12 protein-coding genes are annotated in these 17,512 nt (G+C 63.9%); 5 read left to right on the top strand and 7 right to left on the bottom strand.

Annotated features, from left to right (window positions below):
- Nucleotides 1-2 precede the first annotated feature (2 nt).
- Nucleotides 3-410 (top strand): DUF2147 domain-containing protein, encoded by a 408-nt coding sequence (locus AAC014_RS03740; protein WP_339704228.1) that lies wholly within the window; start codon nucleotides 3-5, stop codon nucleotides 408-410.
- Nucleotides 411-421: 11 nt separating this feature from the next.
- On the opposite strand, the gene AAC014_RS03735 is transcribed toward AAC014_RS03740, so the two are convergent.
- The 4 genes from AAC014_RS03735 to AAC014_RS03720 form a co-directional block, all read right to left on the bottom strand.
- Entirely contained in the window at nucleotides 422-1,717 is a 1,296-nt protein-coding gene (locus AAC014_RS03735; protein WP_339704225.1) for an amino acid permease, read from the bottom strand.
- A 99-nt stretch (nucleotides 1,718-1,816) separates the two neighbouring features.
- Entirely contained in the window at nucleotides 1,817-2,602 is a 786-nt protein-coding gene (locus AAC014_RS03730) for a DsbA family protein (protein ID WP_339704223.1), read from the bottom strand.
- A 7-nt stretch (nucleotides 2,603-2,609) separates the two neighbouring features.
- On the bottom strand, nucleotides 2,610-3,965 hold the full coding sequence (locus AAC014_RS03725; protein ID WP_339704222.1) for a M48 family metalloprotease: 1,356 nt from the start codon (nucleotides 3,963-3,965) through the stop codon (nucleotides 2,610-2,612).
- A 143-nt stretch (nucleotides 3,966-4,108) separates the two neighbouring features.
- The gene (locus AAC014_RS03720; protein WP_339704220.1) at nucleotides 4,109-6,709 is read right to left on the bottom strand and encodes a ribonuclease E/G; all 2,601 of its coding nucleotides are present in this window, start codon (nucleotides 6,707-6,709) and stop codon (nucleotides 4,109-4,111) included.
- A gap of 485 nt (nucleotides 6,710-7,194) precedes the next feature.
- Here AAC014_RS03720 and AAC014_RS03715 point away from each other — a divergent pair, with 485 nt between their 5' ends.
- Entirely contained in the window at nucleotides 7,195-8,511 is a 1,317-nt protein-coding gene (locus AAC014_RS03715; protein ID WP_339704218.1) for an N-acetylmuramoyl-L-alanine amidase, read from the top strand.
- Here AAC014_RS03715 and AAC014_RS03710 read toward each other — a convergent pair.
- Both AAC014_RS03710 and AAC014_RS03705 read right to left on the bottom strand, forming a co-directional pair.
- Nucleotides 8,434-9,282 carry an NTP transferase domain-containing protein gene (locus AAC014_RS03710; RefSeq protein WP_339704216.1) on the bottom strand — a complete coding sequence of 283 codons (849 nt, stop codon included), beginning with the start codon at nucleotides 9,280-9,282 and terminating at the stop codon, nucleotides 8,434-8,436. The genes AAC014_RS03715 and AAC014_RS03710 overlap by 78 nt on opposite strands.
- Before the next feature lies 1 nt (nucleotide 9,283).
- Nucleotides 9,284-10,255 carry a phosphoribosylglycinamide synthetase gene (locus AAC014_RS03705; protein WP_339704214.1) on the bottom strand — a complete coding sequence of 324 codons (972 nt, stop codon included), beginning with the start codon at nucleotides 10,253-10,255 and terminating at the stop codon, nucleotides 9,284-9,286.
- Nucleotides 10,256-10,553: 298 nt separating this feature from the next.
- Between AAC014_RS03705 and AAC014_RS03700 the strand changes: the two genes are divergently transcribed.
- The 3 genes from AAC014_RS03700 to prfB all read left to right on the top strand — a co-directional run bounded on the left by AAC014_RS03700 (nucleotide 10,554) and on the right by prfB (nucleotide 16,225).
- Nucleotides 10,554-12,377, top strand: coding sequence for a M48 family metallopeptidase (locus tag AAC014_RS03700; protein ID WP_339704212.1), 1,824 nt, complete (start codon nucleotides 10,554-10,556; stop codon nucleotides 12,375-12,377).
- A gap of 220 nt (nucleotides 12,378-12,597) precedes the next feature.
- On the top strand, nucleotides 12,598-15,063 hold the full coding sequence (locus AAC014_RS03695; protein WP_339704210.1) for a PBP1A family penicillin-binding protein: 2,466 nt from the start codon (nucleotides 12,598-12,600) through the stop codon (nucleotides 15,061-15,063).
- A 33-nt stretch (nucleotides 15,064-15,096) separates the two neighbouring features.
- A protein-coding gene (gene prfB, locus AAC014_RS03690) for a peptide chain release factor 2 (protein ID WP_339704208.1) occupies nucleotides 15,097-16,225 on the top strand; the annotation gives its coding sequence in 2 pieces (ribosomal slippage) (nucleotides 15,097-15,165 and nucleotides 15,167-16,225; 1,128 coding nt in all).
- On the opposite strand, the gene AAC014_RS03685 is transcribed toward prfB, so the two are convergent.
- Complete coding sequence (locus AAC014_RS03685) at nucleotides 16,222-17,508, bottom strand: mechanosensitive ion channel domain-containing protein (protein ID WP_339704206.1); 1,287 nt, start codon at nucleotides 17,506-17,508, stop codon at nucleotides 16,222-16,224. The genes prfB and AAC014_RS03685 overlap by 4 nt on opposite strands.
- Between the last annotated feature and the right edge of the window lie 4 nt (nucleotides 17,509-17,512).

The raw sequence follows: 17,512 nt of genomic DNA, 5'->3' as shown, positions 1-17,512 counted from the left end.
CCATGATGCGATCGGTGCTGATGTCGATGATGCTGCTTGCCGCGCCCGCGCTGGCGCAGGACGCGACGCTTTCGGAACGCACCTACGGCACGTGGAAGAACCCGAAGAACAGCGTTCACGTCGAGGCGCAGGAATGTGGCGGCAAGATGTGCGGCGTCGTGGTGTGGGCGAATGACAAGGCCAAGGCCGACGCCCGGCGCGGCGGCACGGATCAGCTTATCGGTCGCCAGCTCTTCCAGGATTTCGAGGAGCAGCAGGAAGGCCGCTGGAAGGGGAAGGTCTTCGTGCCCGACATCAACCGGACCTTCCACGGCACCGTCACGATCATCGATGCCGATACGCTCGAAGGGAAAGGCTGCCTCATCGGCGGCATCGGCTGCAAGTCGCAGGTGTGGACGCGGGTGAAGTGAGCGGAAGCCGCCTATTGCGTCGTGCTCACTGCGCTTAGCCGGTTGAGCCGGAACATCACGGCACGAACGACAAGGCCGATCGCAAGCAGCACCAGACACCACAGGCTCGCTTCGAGGCCGATGCCGTAGGTCGCGAAGGCGATGAAGAGGACCGCGCCCGCGATCAGGAGACGCTGGGCAGGGGCAGGGCTGCACCGCCACGCCGCGAGCGCCGACGTCAGATAGACGAGCACCATCGCGGCGGTTGAAAGCAGAATAATGAACGTGAAGAGATGCGCCGTCGCGCGGCTGCTGTTCGCAAGCAGCAGAATGACGCTGAGGACGGTGGCTACGATCTGCGCGACGACGGGCGTGTTGCTTCCGCGCGTTTTTGTCATGGCCTTAGGCATTTCGCCGCGCAGTGCCATCGCATAACCAAGCTCGCCGGTGCCGAGGATCAACCCGTTCAGGCATCCGATCGCCGCGACCGCGAGGGTGAGCGCACTCACGGTTGCGGCTGTGTTGCCCCAGCGCGACACCAGCGCATCGGCGAAGGGCGCTGGTGAAGCGACGATGGCGCTGGTCGGCAGCAGCATCTGGATCGCGGTTCCGGCGATGAGATAGAGCACAACGACAAAGGCCGTGCCGCCGATCAGCGCGCGAGGGATCGTCCGCTCGGGATCGCGGACCTTGCCGACCGGAGTCGTTGCCGTTTCAAAGCCGGTGAAGGCGAAAAAGGTCAGCGCCGTCGCCGTTGCGATATTGGCGAAGTTGACCGGCAGCGGCGCGAGCGGTTCGAAGGTGCCGCCTGTGACGCCGCGTTCGGCAAAGAGGAAGACGACCGCCAGCAAGGGGATCAGCTTGATCGCAACGGTAACGATCGAAAAGCTGCCTGCCGCGCGCACACCCGCTGCGTTGATCGCCGTGAGCAGCACCAGCCAGCCGATTGCCATCGGGACGATCGCAGCCTCACCGCCGAGCGCCGGGCTGACAAACGACAGTGCCGCCGCCGCGGCCACGGCCACCGCCGCCTGCGCCACCCAATTCGACACCCAGAAGCTCCACGCGACAAGGAATGCGACCGTCGGCCCGTATTCCTTTTCGACATTGGCCTGAATGCCGTCGCCGCCAAGGCGCGACAGGCGCGCGAGACCATAAGCGATACACAGGATGCCAACCCCGCTGATCACCCAGCCGATCAGCGCGTTGCGGCCGAGGGGCGCAAGGCTGACCGGAAGCATGAAGATGCCTGAGCCGATAATGGTGCCGACAACGAGTGCAGCCGTCATCCAGAAGCCGATCATCTGCGGCTTGGCGCTTGCGGTCATGGTGCCCCTCCATCGACCGGAACGGCAGAATCACCGCCAGGTCGATGCGAACGTTAGACGAACTGTGGAGGGTGTGTGCGATTTTATCGCTTCAGCGTTTCAACCCTCGTTGCGGGCTTCCGCGATCGCCTTTTTCAGCTCGTCATAGCCCACCGCGCCCGAAAGGACGCGGTTGCCGACCACGTAACTCGGCGTGCCGGTGAGGCCGAGTGCGTTGCCGAGGCGGAGGTTTTTGTCGATTTCGCGTTTCAGGCGTTCGCTTTTCATGTCGGTCGCCGTGCGCGCCTCATTGAGTCCGGCCTTGCGGACGCCTTCGATCGTCTTTTGTGTGGAGACGCGCGCCTTGTCCGTGAACATCCAGTTGTAGAAGGCGCGGTATTTGCCCTGCTCGGCCGCCGAAAGACTGGCAAGCGCGGCTTCGCGGGAGGCTTCGCCGAGCACGGGAAGGTCTCGGTACACGACCTTAAGTTTCGCATCCTCCTTCAGCAGTCGTTCGACGTCCGGGTGCGAAAGGCGACAGTAGGGGCAGTTGAAATCGAAGAATTCGACGAGCGTAACGTCAGCGTTCTTGGCGCCCGCCCATGCGCTGCCGAAGGGCGTTTCGATCTCGTCGCGGTTCTGGGAGACGAGGGTGGAAATCTCGCGCGCCTGCAGGCGGTTCACCGCTTCGGGGATGATCTCCGGGTGCGCGAGGATATAATCGTGGACGATCTTCTCCACCTCCTCGCGCTGCGCCTTCGTGAGCGCGCCGCCGTTCGCGACGGAAGGCTGGCGTCCGGTGAGCAGCATCAGCAGGCCGCCCGCGAGCAGCAGCAGCGCAAGCGCGCCCGCGATGTTGGCCGCAAGCGGCCAGCGCGCACGCAGGCGTTTGTAGAAATCGATCATAAAGCCCCTAACGACGTTTCCGCTTGCCGTTCTCGTCTTCGACGGCGTGTTGGCTCACCATGTAGATATCCTGCGCGCGAATCCAGTCCGGAGTGCCGGGACTGAGGCCCGCCATCGCCGTGCGCGAACTGGCGAGCGCAAGCTGCGCGTTGCCGGTGAGATTGTTCTGCTCGGCGGTCGCGAGTGCGGCGCGCGCTTCGTCGCCGCCGCGCGCATAGGCGATGCCGAGCTGATACCAGGCGAAGGGGTTGCGGTTGTCGCGCGCCACCGCAGCGCGCAGCACGCGCTTCGCTTCATCGGTGTTCTCGGGCTTCTCGGTCGCGATCAGCGCATGGCCGAGCATTCCGGCGATCAGCGGCTGATCGGGCGCGAGCGCCACCGCACGGCGCAGTGGGCCGATCGCATCGCCGACCTTGCCGGATTCGAGCAGCACCTGACCCTTGAGTTCAAGGAAGAAGGGGTCGTCCGGCGCATCCCTGAGCAGCCAATCGATCTCGGTCTCCGCACGGTCCGGGTAGGCATTCTTGTGCCAGGCATAGGCGCGGGCGTAGCGCGCGGGCACTGACGTATCGGTATCGGGATACTTCTGGAACGTGCGCGAGGGCTCCTCGATATAGCCGTAGAGCTTCGCCTTGATGCGCAGGAACTTCGCCTGCAGCGCAGGCTCGATGGGTTTTTCCCATGCCGCGTCGGTCTTGTATGTGTTTTCCAGCGCGGCAATGCGATCGCCTGTTAAAGGGTGTGTGCGCGCGTAACCATTGTCCTGCGGGATCGCCAGGCGGAATTCCTGATTCTGCAGCTTCTTGAAGAAGTTGATCGACCCTCGTCCCGAAATCCCGGCCTTGTGGAGGAAGGTCGCTCCGGCTTGGTCCGCTGCCGATTCCTGCGTGCGTGAGTAAGCGAGGAATTTGCCGAGAGCGGCCTGTTGTCCACCTGCGAAGATCGCCATGCCCGCTTCGCCCGCGCCCGCGGCCATTGCCGCTGCGCCGAGCAGCATCGAGAGGAGGGTGATGGACGTCGCCGCCTTGGCGCCTTCGCTGAAGCGCACGACATGGCCGCCGGTGATGTGGCCGATTTCGTGGGCGATGACGCCTTGCACTTCATTGACGTCGTCCGCGGCCATGATGAGGCCGCTATGGATATACACCGCCTGTCCGCCCGCAACGAAGGCGTTGATCGAGGAATCGCCGATCAGGATGACGTCGAGCGAACGGGGATTGAGCCCGGCAGCTTCGGCGAGCGGCGCGGAGATTTCGTGGAAGAAGGCTTCGGTTTCCGCGTCGCGTAGGATGCTTTGGGCAAGCGCGGGGCGGATCGACGCCGTAATGGCGAGGACAGCGGCGAGAAGAAGGCGCAGGACCACCGAAAAAGGCTTCCGGGCTGAAACAAAACGGGATGTCATCGCCGCCCTATCACCTTTCGCGACTGAACCCCCGCTGAGCGAAACTAGGGCGGCGGCGGGCGATTGCAAGCCCGCCGCCGCCAAGTCTCTGGAATGCCGGCGTCTCAGTCGCCGAACGTCCGCTGCCACCAACCCTTACGCGGCGGTGCGGCGTCTTCCCCCGTATCGTTTGCGGCGGCCTCGACCGTCTCAGTGGCCTCCACGGCCTCCGACACGGTTTCCGCTGCAGGCGCGTTTTTGGCGGCGGCCTTGCGGCGCGGCGCGCGCTTCGGCTTTGCGGGGGCTTCTGCGGCAACCTCTTCAGCCGGTGCGGCGGGCTCCGGTTCGGGCGCGGCTTCCACCGTTTCCGCCTTCTTGCGCCGGGTCCGCTTGGGCTTGGCTTCAGCCTCGGCCGCAGGCGCTTCAACGACAGGCGCTTCGACCGTTTCCGGTTCGGCCGCGTCCACGGTTTCCGCGGTTTCAGCCTTCACGGCCTTGCGACGGCCACGCGGCTTGCGGGCAGGGGCTTCGGCTTCCACGGGCTCCGCGGGTGTTTCCTCCGCAGCCGGCTCGGCTTCCGGCGCGGATTCACCATCCGAACCGCCTTCGCCTTCGCTGGCTCCGCCCTCTGCGGCTTCGCCTCCGACCTCGTCACCGTTCCTGCGACGGCCACCACGGCGACCACGGCGACGGCGGCGGCGCTTGCTGCCGTCCTCATCCCGATCGTCGCGCGATTGTTCGTGCGTTTCCGCGCTCTCTGCGGCTTCGTCCGCATCTTCGCTTCCAGCTTCGACAGCCTCCGCACCGTCCTGCGGCGCGGGACGGCGTTCGTCGTCGCGCTCGCGATCCTTGCGGCCGCGCCCACGGCGGCGGCGGCGCGGGCGGCCACCCTCGTCGCGGCGCTCATCGCTGTGCTCACGGCGGTCGGAGGCTTCGGCCTCGACCTCTTCTTCCTCTTCTTCCTCGTCCTCGACGATATCGTCGTCGTCATCTTCTGGGGCGAGGGCGACGGGCGCCTGCAGGTTGACGCGGGCGACGGGCGGCGGGCCGCTGCCGTCGATCTCCTGATCGCCGACATTGAGGTCGCCGTTCGGCGCGATCTCAACCATGACGCCGTACAGATCCTCGACGCGCGAGATCTGGCTGCGTTTCACGTTGAGCATGTAGATCGCCACCTCGAACGGCAGGCGCAGTGTGATGCGGCTGTGTTTACCGCGCAGCGCCTCGGCCTCCAGCACGCGCAGCGCGCCGAGCGCGGCGGACTGGATCGTGCGGACCATGCCCGCGCCTTCGCAAACCGGGCAGACGTGCGTCGAGGCTTCGAGCACACCCGTGCGCAGCCGCTGGCGGCTCATTTCCAGGAGGCCGAACGACGAGATGCGTCCAACCTGAATGCGCGCGCGGTCGTGCTTCAGCGCTTCCTTCAGTGCTTTCTCGACCTTGCGGTTGTTCGAATGCACGTCCATGTCGATGAAGTCGATGACGACGAGGCCCGCCATGTCGCGCAGGCGAAGCTGGCGGGCGATCTCGCGCGCCGCCTCAAGGTTCGTCTTGAGCGCGGTTTCCTCGATATTGTGCTCGCGCGTCGATTTGCCCGAGTTGATATCGATCGAAACGAGCGCCTCGGTCGGGTTGATGACCATGTAGCCGCCCGACTTCAGCTGCACCACCGGATGGTACATGGCCGCGAGCTGTTGTTCGACCTGAAAGCGCTGAAAAAGTGGAACAGGATCAACGTATTGCTGAACCTTCTTCGCGTGGCTTGGCATCAGGAGCTTCATGAAGTTCCTGGCCGCACGGTATCCCTCGTCTCCGTCCACCAGCACTTCGCCGATGTCGCGATTGTAGATATCCCGGATCGCGCGCTTGATGAGGTCGGAGTCCTCGTGGATCAGCGCCGGCGCGGATGAAGCCAGCGTCTTTTCACGGATCTCGTCCCAAAGGCGTGTGAGGTAATCGAAGTCGCGGCGGATTTCCGCGCGCGTGCGCGACAGGCCGGCGGTGCGGATGATGCAGCCCATGCCCGTGGGCAGCTGCAGCTCCGATACGATCGACTTCAGCCGCTTGCGGTCGCTCTGGTTCGAAATTTTCCGGCTGATGCCGCCGCCGTGGTTGGTGTTCGGCATGAACACGCAGTAACGGCCAGCAAGGCTGAGGTACGTCGTGAGCGCCGCACCCTTGTTGCCGCGCTCTTCCTTGACGACCTGCACCAGCAGCACCTGCCGGCGCTTGATGACTTCCTGGATCTTGTAGCGGCGGCGCAGGTTCTGGCGCTTCGCCCGCATGGCGTTGTCATGGTCGTCGTGATGATCGCTGCCGACCGTGGTCGGCGCGGGCGGCTCGCCGTCTTCGCCGTCGTCGGACGGCTCTTCGGCGCCCTCCGCGTCGTCGTCATCGTCTTCGTGCTCGGCGTCCATCTCGGCGCGGTGCGCCTCGGCGGCCTCGCGCTCCTCGCGGAGCAGCGCGTCACGATCCTCTTTCGGGATCTGGTAGTAATCCGGGTGGATTTCCGAAAAGGCGAGGAAGCCGTGCCGGTTTCCGCCATATTCCACGAACGCCGCCTGCAGTGAGGGTTCGACGCGTGTAACTTTGGCGAGGTAGATATTGCCCTTCAGTTGTTCCTTCTGGGCGGATTCGAAGTCAAATTCTTCGATCCGGTTGCCTTCGATGACGGCGACCCGGGTCTCCTCCGGGTGGCGCGCGTCGATGAGCATGCGCATTGACATTTAGTGTTCTCCGAGGCCGCGGCACCGCTGCTGCTTCAGCCGCAGGCGATGGGGCACGTGTTACGGGAGCGTCGGGCAAGCCCGCGCTCCGATGGTTTGGAACTGTGGCGAGCCGCATATCGCGCGCCGAGGGGAAGGCCATCGCCTTCATCGTCTCCTCATGGCATCGCATTGCCGACATGCGTCAAAACCTCGATCTTAGCGGCAGCATCTCCCCGTCCGGCAGAATGCCAGTGCCGTTTCGCGCGGGAAGGCGTGAAACCATCGACCCGATAGAAGAGTAGACGGTTTGGACACTGTCGAAGGACCGGACATTGGCCGCTATTCGGTCTGCTAGCAGCTATGCGTGGCATGAACAACACAAAGCGTTACGGAAATGTGCAATTCACTTGAACACTGCCAACCTTAACCATAAGATTCGGCAGAAGTTCGCCATTTCCAGGGTCTTTTGGGGCGAACAAAAGGGCTGTTGCGGGGGAGAGGAAATGTCGCGCTGGTTGAGGCGGGGAGGGCAGGCGCTTTGCGCACCGCTGGTCGCGGTGTGTATTGCCCTTTCCGCGCCTGCCATGGCCGCGCGGCTTGGCGATGCGGTGGTTGCAGTAAGCGGCGATGGCGTTTCCATCACCATTGGCACGGAAGGCGCCGGACGGATTTCGGCTTTCGCACTGTCCGGCCCGCCGCGACTTGCCATTGATCTCGACGGCATGACGGCGCCGGGCGGCTCCAAACCGGGTGAGGGACTTGTCGCCAAGGTGCGGAACGCTCAGTTCGACGCCGATACGGCGCGGATGGTTCTGGATCTCGCATCGCCTGCGCGGATCACATCGAGCACATTTTCCGGCGGGAAACTGCGACTGACCGTGGCCCCGACGACCGAAGCGGCCTTCGCGAAGCTTGTTGCGGCGGGGCGCGAGACGTTGATCGCGGCGCCCGCAACGACGGAAAAACCGGTTGTTGCATCGGTGTCGCCCTCGGCGCCACCGCCCAAATCGGTTCTGAAGCCCGCTGTGCCTGACCCCGCCAAGGTTATCCCGGCGGTCGCAAAATCTGCTGCGGTCCCGCCCGCCAAGGTCGCGGCGGCTCCGCCGCGCCCCCGCCTGACAGGGCGGCTGCCGGTCGTCGTGATCGATGCAGGACACGGCGGCAAGGACGTCGGTACGATCAGCGTCCTTGGCGCCAAGAAATACGAGAAGGATGTCGTTCTCGCGATCGCCAAGGCGATCAAGAAGGAACTCGACGCTTCGGGACGCGTGAAGGCAATCCTGACGCGCGATGGCGATACGTATCTACGCCATCGCGACCGGTTCGGTATCGCGCGGCACAGCAATGCCTCGCTGTTCATTTCCGTGCACGCCGACAGTGCGCCTGTACCGAACGCGAGCGGGGCGACGGTTTACACGCTCTCGGAAACCGCGTCCGACGCCGAAGCCGCGCGTCTCGCCGCCAAGGAAAACCGCTCGGACATTATCGCCGGCGTCGATCTCGCGGTTGAAACCAACGAGGTGACCGACATCCTCATCGACCTCGCGCAGCGGGAAACGATGAACACCTCTGCCGAGTTCGCGGCGATCCTCCAGCGCGAGATGCGCGAGGACATCAAGGTGCGCAGCCAGTTCCATCGCTTTGCGGGTTTCCTGGTGCTGAAGGCGCCGGATGTGCCCTCGGTGCTCTTGGAGACAGGCTATCTTTCGAACGAGGAGGACTCGAAGTTCCTCTTCTCCTCGTCAGGCCAGCAGCGCATCGCCAAGGCTGTGCGCCGTGCGGTCGAGGCGCATTTCCTGCGGCGGCTCGCTCAGCGCTGAACCGCGTTCGCCGAGGATCGTCTCGGCAATATGCAGCGTGCGCTCGTTGTCGACATCGATGGCAAGCGCGCCGTCGGTGACGAGGACGGGATGGATGGTGAAGCTGAACCGCCGTGAGAAGCCGCGGAATGCGCCGCTGAGCGTCGCAAGACCATAGCGGAAGCGGATGAGGTTCAGGAGGCCGAACGCCTTCACGATCCGCATCGGGAATTTTGCGAACTGGCCACCGCCCCGGAAAACTTCGGCGGCCTTCAGCGCTTCGCGCGAGCCGATCACATAAGTGTTGCAGTTCGAATACTCGCCGCAGCGGAAGCGGTAAAAGCGGCGCTGCCCGTCGGGATGGGCGGCGATAACGTGCTCGCGCCGGGCGAATGCGACGGCGGCGTCCGCGCCTTGCGATGCAGCGAGGATTTCGGCGACGCTCGCGGGTGTCAGGTTCACGTTGTCGGCAGTGGTGACGAGGAAGGGCGGAGTGGATGCATCCGCGGCGCCGATCACGCTGTCGACCAGATTGGGCGCGGAGCGCTCCACGATGATGCGTCCGCTGCCGAGATGCCGGACGAGCGGCGCGAGAATTTCAGGCGCGTCGATCGAAACGACGATCCGGGCAACCCCTGGGGAGCCGTCCAGTGCTTCGAGGACGTGGAGGAGCATCGGCTTGCCGGCGACGGGCACGAGGCACTTGTGCGAGACGCCTGCGTTCGCGGCGAGCGGATCGAGGCGCCCGTCGCGCTTGCCTGCAAGGACGATCGCGGAAAAGCCGGCGCTCATTTCAGGCGACAAGCCGGTCCGAAGCGGCGGTTATCAACCCCTGCCGCCACAGGCTGTGCGCGACGATGGACTCGACGAGCTCGTGATGCTCGATCCCAAGCGTCGCGGCGGAGCGGGAGATGCTCTTTTTCGACCAGAGATTGCACGAGAGGTTCACTTCCATGAACCACACGCTCTCGGTCGCGGGATCGTAGCGAAATTCGAAGCGGCCGTAGTCGAACGGCCAGAGTTCGCGACACAGCGCGCGCGTCATCGCATAGAGCCGCTCGGCGACGCGCGAATTGGCGAGCACCTCCAGCGGGTCGTCCCGCTGGTCGGTCAGCGCGCGCTTCTCCTCGTAGCTGCGAAGCGCGTCGGGATCGGCGGGGATGTAAGCCATCGCGGGCAGCAGCCATGGCTCCTCCGAACGCCCGCCGACAACCGGGACGGCGACATCCAGCAGGGGCAGCCACGGCTCGATGATCGCGTCGTGGCCCGCGGTGTGGAGGTGCGCGGCGTGGGCGAGTGCCCCCGACCAGCATTCGCTGACACCAATCCCCCAGGAGGCCGAAGAGGCATTCGGCTTGATGATGTAGCGCGCTGCGTCCAGCGCCGGGACGACGGCAAGATCAGTGCCGCGGCGGAGGATGCGCCAGTCTGACGTCGGGACGGCGTGCTGCCGGGCCACGAGCTTCATCAGGTGCTTGTCGTCCGAAAGCCCGCGCAGGATCGGCGAAGCGCCGAGATATGGGATGCCGAGACGCTGGAGCAGCAGAGGCGCCAGCATTTCGCTGTTCAGGAACCCGGCGCGGTTCAGCAGCGGAAACACGAAATCGACGTCGGGCTCCGCGAAGAGCGCGTCGAAGCTGTTGGCGGCCACGACATGGAGGCCGATTTTCTCGAGCGTGCGGCGCAGTTCATGGTGATACTGGGCATGATTGCCGTCCACCATGTCGGGACTGCCATCGCCGCAGGCATGCTTCGCAAGCAGCATGATTCGGAGCGAAGCCTTCAGATGCGCGGGGACCTGAAGGCAGTGTTCGTGAGGAAAATCCGTATCCATGGCGGCCGGTTAGCAGCGACAAGCGACGGTTCAATGCAAGTCCTGTTGCGAGACGATGACGGTTTGAGCGGGCGCGGATATTCTTGTCGTTACGAACCCGATTCATTGTTGTTGGGCAATGATCGTCAATATAAGCTGAGAAAACGGTAGGTGAGGCCAGGGGGCTGCAAGGTTTATGAAAGTAATACGCGCGCCGAATGCGCAGTCTCAGTCCGCTTGGGGTCAGGTTGTGGCGTTGGAGCCGCGTTTCGCATCCATGATTGCCGGCCTCGAGGCATCGGCGCGTGTAAACCCCGGCAGCTACCGCCGCAAAGTCGTGGCGGCCGGATTCTTCGGCTATGCGGTGATCGGTAGTCTGCTCCTGCTGCTTGTCGGACTCACGCTGCTGATGCTCTGGCTGATACTGACGACGCGTACCGGCGTTGCCGCAGAATTGAAGGGCGCCTTTGTGTTCGGGCTGCTCTCGTTTTCGCTGATTCGGGCCCTATGGGTGCCGCGGCCGGAACCCGTCGGCGTGGAGGTGCGCCCGGAGGACGCCCCAGCCCTATTTGCAATGCTGGAACGCGTGCGGATGGGGAGCGGCGGGCCCAGGATCCACCAAGTCCGCATAACCAATGAACTGAATGCCGCCGTCAACCAGGATGCGACATTTCTGATTTTCGGTGCGCGTAACACGCTCTATCTTGGGTTGCCGCTTCTGATGGCGATGCGCGCCGAGGAAGTCGAGGCGGTCATCGCGCATGAACTTGGCCATTTCGCGGGTGCACACGGTCACACTTCGGGGTTTGTGTACCGAATCCGGGTGCGTTGGGGGCAAATTTCCGAACGCCTTCCGCAAGGATTCGTCGCGGGCTTATTACGCCGCTTTTTCGGGTGGTACGGGCCATGGTTCGCAGCCTACAGCTTCGTGCTTTCCCGGCAGCACGAATACGAGGCGGACAGGGTTTCTGCCAATGTCGCGGGCACCTCCGTCGCAGGGCATGCGCTGAAACGGATTGCGGTCCAGTCTGAGCGGTTTTCCGCTACCTGGTCCGACATCTGGCGCAACGCGGGCAAAGATTCCGAGCCGCCCCTGTCGCCCTATCATTCCCTTGCCGAGGCGTTGCAATCAAGCGCACCCGCCGATCCCGAAGCGCTTGATCGGGCGCTTCGGGAACTGGCGGGCATCGGCGATACACACCCCACACTCGAACAGCGTCTTTTGGCGCTTGGCGAGGGTTTCGACCTGCCGCCGCCCCTCGATACCTCGGCAGCATTCCTGCTCGGTGAGAAACTGGAAGCGATTCAGAGCGGTTTCGATGGGGAGTGGCGTGCCTGGGCCGCGCCGATCTGGGCGGAAACCTTCGCACAGCGTCAGGCGGATATCGCCGAGCGAGCCGTGCTCGCGGAAAAGACCGCCAGTGAAGAGGCAACCTCCGACGATTTGTTACGTCTCGCTCTGCTCGTCGAGGGCATTGATGGCCCAGAGGCGGCGGTCGGCGCGTTTTCGGCTGTTCTTCAACACTATCCGGATACGCACGTCGCGCGCTTTCGCAGGGGGGACGTCCTGCTTGATCTTGGAAACGAGGAGGGCGTTGCAGACCTACTAGACGCTGCGGCCGCGGAGCGGGTGCTTGAAGCGCCAGCCTACAGGCGCCTTGTCGGTTATTTTCACGCCGTCGCACGGCCTGAGGAAACGCAGCGCTACATGTCGCTTCTGGAAGATGCCGAAGCGATGGAGCGCATAAGGAACGACGAGTCTTCAACGATCGACGAAAATGCAAGGCTGCGCCCGCTCGATCCGGCGACGCGCGAGCAGCTTGTCGCGCTGGCGGCTTCAGTCCACGGTGTTCGGACGCTGCGCGCAGCGTTTCGCGATCTCGTTCATTCGAGTAAGCCCCAGATCGTGTTCGTGTTTACGGTGAAGGGCGGGGTGATCGCCTCCGAAGTGCTGGACAAACTTATAGACGCGTTCCTGCCGGCCGGAGATGTGTTCGGCATCCAGGAGGCACGGGACCATCGTTGGCTGGCGAAACGGATCGCTGCGCTGCATCACAGCAAGATTGTGAGCTAAGATGTATGAATGTCCAGCCCATGCTGGGCCGCAAACGTCGGTCTTCTGCGCTTCCGGTGCTCACGCGCCTTTCATACGCTGCGCGCCGGTTCTCAAATTTCACCGTTTTCTCTCCACGCTGAACGGTATCCTCACACACCCTCATTCGGTTGAAGGAAATTCGCTCATCCTGTCGCCAGCAGGTTTCCTCATTCGCAAGCAGCGTCTATAGGCTCGGGCAATGGCGCGTATTGCCGAGATAGTAGCCCGGCTGAGGGCCCAGTTCCGTGCCCTGCCGGGTTGGGCGCGGGCGCTCAGCTATGTCGTGTGTGGTGGCGTGCTGTTCGGCGTCCTCGTCGTGTTCGTCGCCTGGCTTGTTTTTGCGCGCGGGCTTCCCGATGCGGCGCAGCTTGCCGAATACGAACCGCCGCTGCCGAGCCATGTGCGCGCGGCGGATGGGACGCCGTTTACGTCGTTCGCGCGCGAACGACGTATTTTCCTCGATTACGAACAGACGCCGAAGCAGCTCGTGGGCGCGTTCGTGTCCGCCGAGGACAAGACGTTCTTCACGCACCCCGGATTCGATCTGCCCGGTATCTTCCAGGCCGCGATCACGAACTTAAAGGCGATGGGTACAGGCAAGCGGCCCGTCGGCGCTTCCACGATCACGCAGCAGGTGGCGAAGAACCTGCTGCTGACGAATGAAGTTAGCTATGTGCGCAAGGTGAAGGAGATTTTCCTCGCCCGGCGTATCGAGCAGGCGCTGACCAAGCCCGACATCATCGAGCTTTACCTGAACCAGATCTTCCTCGGTCGCAGCGCATACGGCGTGCAGGCCGCGTCCTTCGCTTATTTCAACAAGCCGGTCGACGAGCTCACGCTGGCGCAGACGGCGTTCCTCGCTGTGCTGCCGAAGGCACCCGCCAACTACAACCCCTCCAACGAGAAGGGCCGCGCCCGCGCCTTCGCGCGCCGTAACTGGGTGCTGGGGCAGATGGCGGAGAACGGCTATGTGACCGCCGCGGAAGCGCGTGCCGCCGCTGCCGAGCCGATCGTCGTCGTCAATCGTGCAGAAATCCCGCGTGACCGCACCGGCGACTATTTCATGGAGGATATCCGCCGCGAGCTCGTGGAGAAGTACGGCGAAGAGGGCGAGCACGGCATCTATACGGGCGGGCTTTGGGTTCGCTCCACGATCGACCCGGAAATGCAGCGCGCCGCCGAAATGGCGCTGCGCGATGGCCTGGTGAAATACGACCGTCCGCGCGGCTGGCGCGGAGCGACCGACAAGATTGAGCTTGGCGAAGGCTGGCCGCAGCGCCTGCGCGCCGTGAACCTGCCTGTCGGCTATGATGACTGGCGCGCGGCAGTGGTGCTCGAAAAGGCGGGCGGCGTGATTTCGCTCGGCTTCGAGGACGGCACGAACGGCCGCATGTCCGCACAGAACGCTTCGCTTCCCGTGCGCGGCGTCGGCGTGCCGGCGTTCCAGCGGCTGGCGCCCGGCGATGTCATCCCCGTGAAGCGCATTTCGGGCAGCGATTATACGCTGCGCCAGATCCCGGACATCGGCGGAGGCATGGTGGTGATGGAGGTCTCCACGGGCCGCGTGCTCGCGATGGTCGGCGGCTTCGACGCCCGCCGCTCTCAATATAACCGCGCGACGCAGGCGATGCGGCAGCCGGGATCGGCGATCAAGCCGTTCGTTTACGCAGCGGCACTCGAAAACGGCTACACGCCTGCGTCTGTCATCGTCGACGGACCGTACTGCGTGTTTCAGACGCGCTCGCTCGGCACCAAGTGCTTCAGGAACTTTTCGGGCGGCTACGCGGGCCCGCAGACGATGCGCTGGGGTCTTGAACAATCGCGCAACCTGATGACGGTGCGCCTTGCCTACAACACGGGCATGGACAAGGTTGTCGAGACGATCGACCAGATGGGTATCGCCAAGCTGGCGCCGGTGCTTTCCATGTCGCTTGGCGCGGGCGAGACGACCGTGCTGAAGCTTACGAACGCCTATGCGATGCTTGCGAACGGCGGCAAGCGGCAGTCTCCGGTGCTTTACGATTTGATCCAGGACCGACACGGCCGTACCATTTATCGCGCCGACGCGCGCGACTGCGCGGGCTGCAACACGCCGGATTGGGATGGCGATGCAATGCCGCGCCCCGCCGATGCAAGGCCGCAGGCAATCGACGGCAAGACCGCCTATCAGGTCGTGCATATGCTGGAGGGCGTCGTTCAGCGAGGCACCGCCGTCGTTCTGCGCGACCTCAATCGCCCGATGTTCGGAAAAACAGGCACGACCAACGGCCCGACGAACGTATGGTTCGTGGGCGGCACGCCCGATGTCGTGGCGGGACTCTACCTCGGCTTCGATGAGCCGAAGAACATGGGCGGCTACGCGCAGGGCGGCACGCTTGCCGCGCCGGTTTTCAAGCAGTTCGCCATCGCCGCGCTGAAGGATATGCCCAAGAGGCCGTTCGAGATCGCGCCGGGCGTGCGCATGGTGCGGATCGATCGCCGGTCCGGCAAGCGCGTGTATGGCGGCTGGCAGGTCGATACCGATCCGCGTGCGGCCGTGATCTGGGAAGCATTCAAGCCCGAAAGCGAACCGCGCCGCCTCGCGGCTGCCTATGACCCATTCGAAAAGCGCGAGATCGTGCGCTCCGACAGCGACTTCTTGCAATCCACCGGCGGCATTTACTAGAAGCCGCAGCCTCCAATACGAAGGACAAGTACCATGCGCGCCGAAGCGCTCAACCATGTCGACCGGATCAAGCAGGCGCTGGCCCTGCTGAGGAGGTTTCTTTGACTGGGATGTCGCCCTCAAACGCCTCGAAGAACTGAACGCCGAGGCCGAGAACCCCGAACTCTGGAACGACCCCAAGGCCGCGCAGAAGCTGATGCTGGAGCGCAGACGCCTTGATGAGGCGATCCAGGCGACGCGGAGCATCCAGACCGAACTCGACGACACGGTCGAACTGATCGAGATGGCCGAGGCCGAAGGCGACGAAGAGCTTGTCGACGACGGCGTGAAGGCGCTTGAAACGCTCGCGAACCGTGCCGACAAGGACAAGGTCGCCGCGCTGCTTTCGGGCGAGGCGGACGCGAACGACACCTATATCGAGATCAACGCCGGCGCCGGCGGCACCGAGAGCCAGGACTGGGCTTCGATGCTGCAGCGCATGTACCAGCGCTGGGCAGAGCGCCGGGGCAACAAGGTGGAGCTGGTCGACTATCACGGCGGCGAGCAGGCGGGCATCAAGTCCGCGACGCTGATGGTGAAGGGCGAGAACGCCTACGGCTACGCCAAGACCGAGAGCGGCGTGCACCGGCTGGTGCGTATCAGCCCCTATGACAGCGCGGCACGGCGGCACACGAGCTTCGCGAGCGTCTGGGTCTATCCGGTGGTGGATGACGACATCGCCATCGAGGTCAACGAAAGCGATCTCAAGATCGACACCTACCGCGCCTCGGGCGCCGGCGGGCAGCACGTCAACACGACGGACAGCGCCGTGCGCATCACGCACGTTCCCACCGGCATCATCGTTGCCTGCCAGAACCAGCGCAGCCAGCACAAGAACCGTGCCGAGGCGATGAAGCAGCTGAAAGCGCGCCTCTACGAAGCTGAGCTGCAGAAGCGCGAGGCCGAGGCGAACGCGGTGAACGCGACCAAGACCGACATCGGTTGGGGCCACCAGATCCGCAGCTATGTACTGCAGCCCTATCAGCAGGTGAAGGACCTGCGCACGGGCATCGTCAACACGAGCCCCGACGATGTGCTGGACGGCGATCTCGATGACTTCATGGCGGCGGCGCTTGCGCAGCGTGTGACGGGCGAGAAGGTGGTCGTTTCCGACGACGACTAAGCGTCTGCCTGCTTTTCTGGCGGCGGCGCGACCATGTGAACATGGACGTCGCGCTGGGGAAACGGAATTTCGATGCCTTCGGACTGGAACAGGTCCCAAAGTCTGTTGAGGATCGCGCTTCTTACGTTTCCGGTGCCTTCCTCGGCATCGGATATCCAGATCAGGATTTCATGATCGACCGCGCTGTCTCCATAGCCCTTCAGCCATACGTTGGGGGGCGGATCGCTGAGGACTCGTGGCGTTTCGCTGGCTGCGCGAAGCATGAGTTCCTGTGCCTTGCGGATATCTGACTTGTAAGACACGCCGACCGGAATGTGGACGCGAACGTTGCGGCTGGAATAGGACCAGTTTTCCACCTGCTCCGTCATCAGCTTTTCGTTCGGGATCAGGAATTCCTTGCCGTCGCGTGTGAGCACGGAAACGGCGCGGACTCCGATCTTGTTGACCCAGCCGAACGTGTCTCCGATCACGATCACGTCACCAGGCTTGATCGATCGGTCCATCAACAGAATGAGCCCGGCGAGCAGGTTGCCGAAGGTTTTCTGCATCCCGAAGCCGATCGCGAGGCCAAGCGCACCCGAGAACACTTTGAGCGCGGTCAGATCGATGCCGAGGAGGTCGATTCCCACGAAGACGCCGACGGCCAGGATGCCAAGCCCCGATACCTTCTGGAACAGGACACGCTGCGACCCATCCAGATGGTGGGCGCCATCGATCCAGTGCGTGGAGACGCGCATCAGGAAGCGGATGAGTGCGAAGAGGGTTCCGAGGATGATAAGCCCGTTCAGGACACCGAGCAGGCTCAGCGAATATTTGCCGATGTCGAGTTTTGCAGTCCCCAATACGTCTATCAGCGGCTGCAGACCGCCGAGCTTCGCGGCGACAACCGCCACGAGCGTCGCCGTGACCAGAAGTGCCGCGATGAGAACGCCGACCTGAGCGGTACGGCAGAGCTGGAAGACAAGATAGGCTGACGTGATCCCCATCGCCGATGCCAGCACGAGGGTGCTGAACGGGTCCGGCTCGGCGACGTTTCCGGCGATAAAGAGCAGGAGCAGCGCCAGTATCGCACCGAGCGAATGGGCGGCCCGCAGGCCGATTCCGCCCGGGATGAACGTAAATCGAGACCCCGCCCGCTTCTGGATGTACGGAGCGGAAAACCGCGCCAACACATACCCGAGGCCCCAGGCGATGATGACGGCCGCGACCGGGAGCATCCTCGCTTCAAGCACCGCATCTGCCGGGAGACCCAGAAATTGTGCGATGTCGAAGGTCCGGCCCATGGTC

It is taken from the genome of uncultured Sphingosinicella sp. (assembly GCF_963974575.1).
Taxonomy (GTDB): Bacteria; Pseudomonadota; Alphaproteobacteria; order Sphingomonadales; family Sphingomonadaceae; genus Sphingosinicella.
Note: the sequence above shows the minus strand (reverse complement) of the source record. Positions and strands in the feature narration are given on the sequence as shown.

Excerpts from the sequence above, each read along its gene's own strand:
- AAC014_RS03705 (WP_339704214.1), bottom strand. The coding sequence starts at position 10,255 with ATGCTGCTTGCGAAGCATGCCTGCGGCGATGGCAGTCCCGACATGGTG.
- AAC014_RS03715 (WP_339704218.1), top strand. The coding sequence starts at position 7,195 with ATGTCGCGCTGGTTGAGGCGGGGAGGGCAGGCGCTTTGCGCACCGCTG.
- AAC014_RS03685 (WP_339704206.1), bottom strand. The coding sequence starts at position 17,508 with ATGGGCCGGACCTTCGACATCGCACAATTTCTGGGTCTCCCGGCAGAT.
- AAC014_RS03740 (WP_339704228.1), top strand. The coding sequence starts at position 3 with ATGATGCGATCGGTGCTGATGTCGATGATGCTGCTTGCCGCGCCCGCG.
- AAC014_RS03735 (WP_339704225.1), bottom strand. The coding sequence starts at position 1,717 with ATGACCGCAAGCGCCAAGCCGCAGATGATCGGCTTCTGGATGACGGCT.
- AAC014_RS03730 (WP_339704223.1), bottom strand. The coding sequence starts at position 2,602 with ATGATCGATTTCTACAAACGCCTGCGTGCGCGCTGGCCGCTTGCGGCC.
- AAC014_RS03710 (WP_339704216.1), bottom strand. The coding sequence starts at position 9,282 with ATGAGCGCCGGCTTTTCCGCGATCGTCCTTGCAGGCAAGCGCGACGGG.
- AAC014_RS03720 (WP_339704220.1), bottom strand. The coding sequence starts at position 6,709 with ATGTCAATGCGCATGCTCATCGACGCGCGCCACCCGGAGGAGACCCGG.
- AAC014_RS03695 (WP_339704210.1), top strand. The coding sequence starts at position 12,598 with ATGGCGCGTATTGCCGAGATAGTAGCCCGGCTGAGGGCCCAGTTCCGT.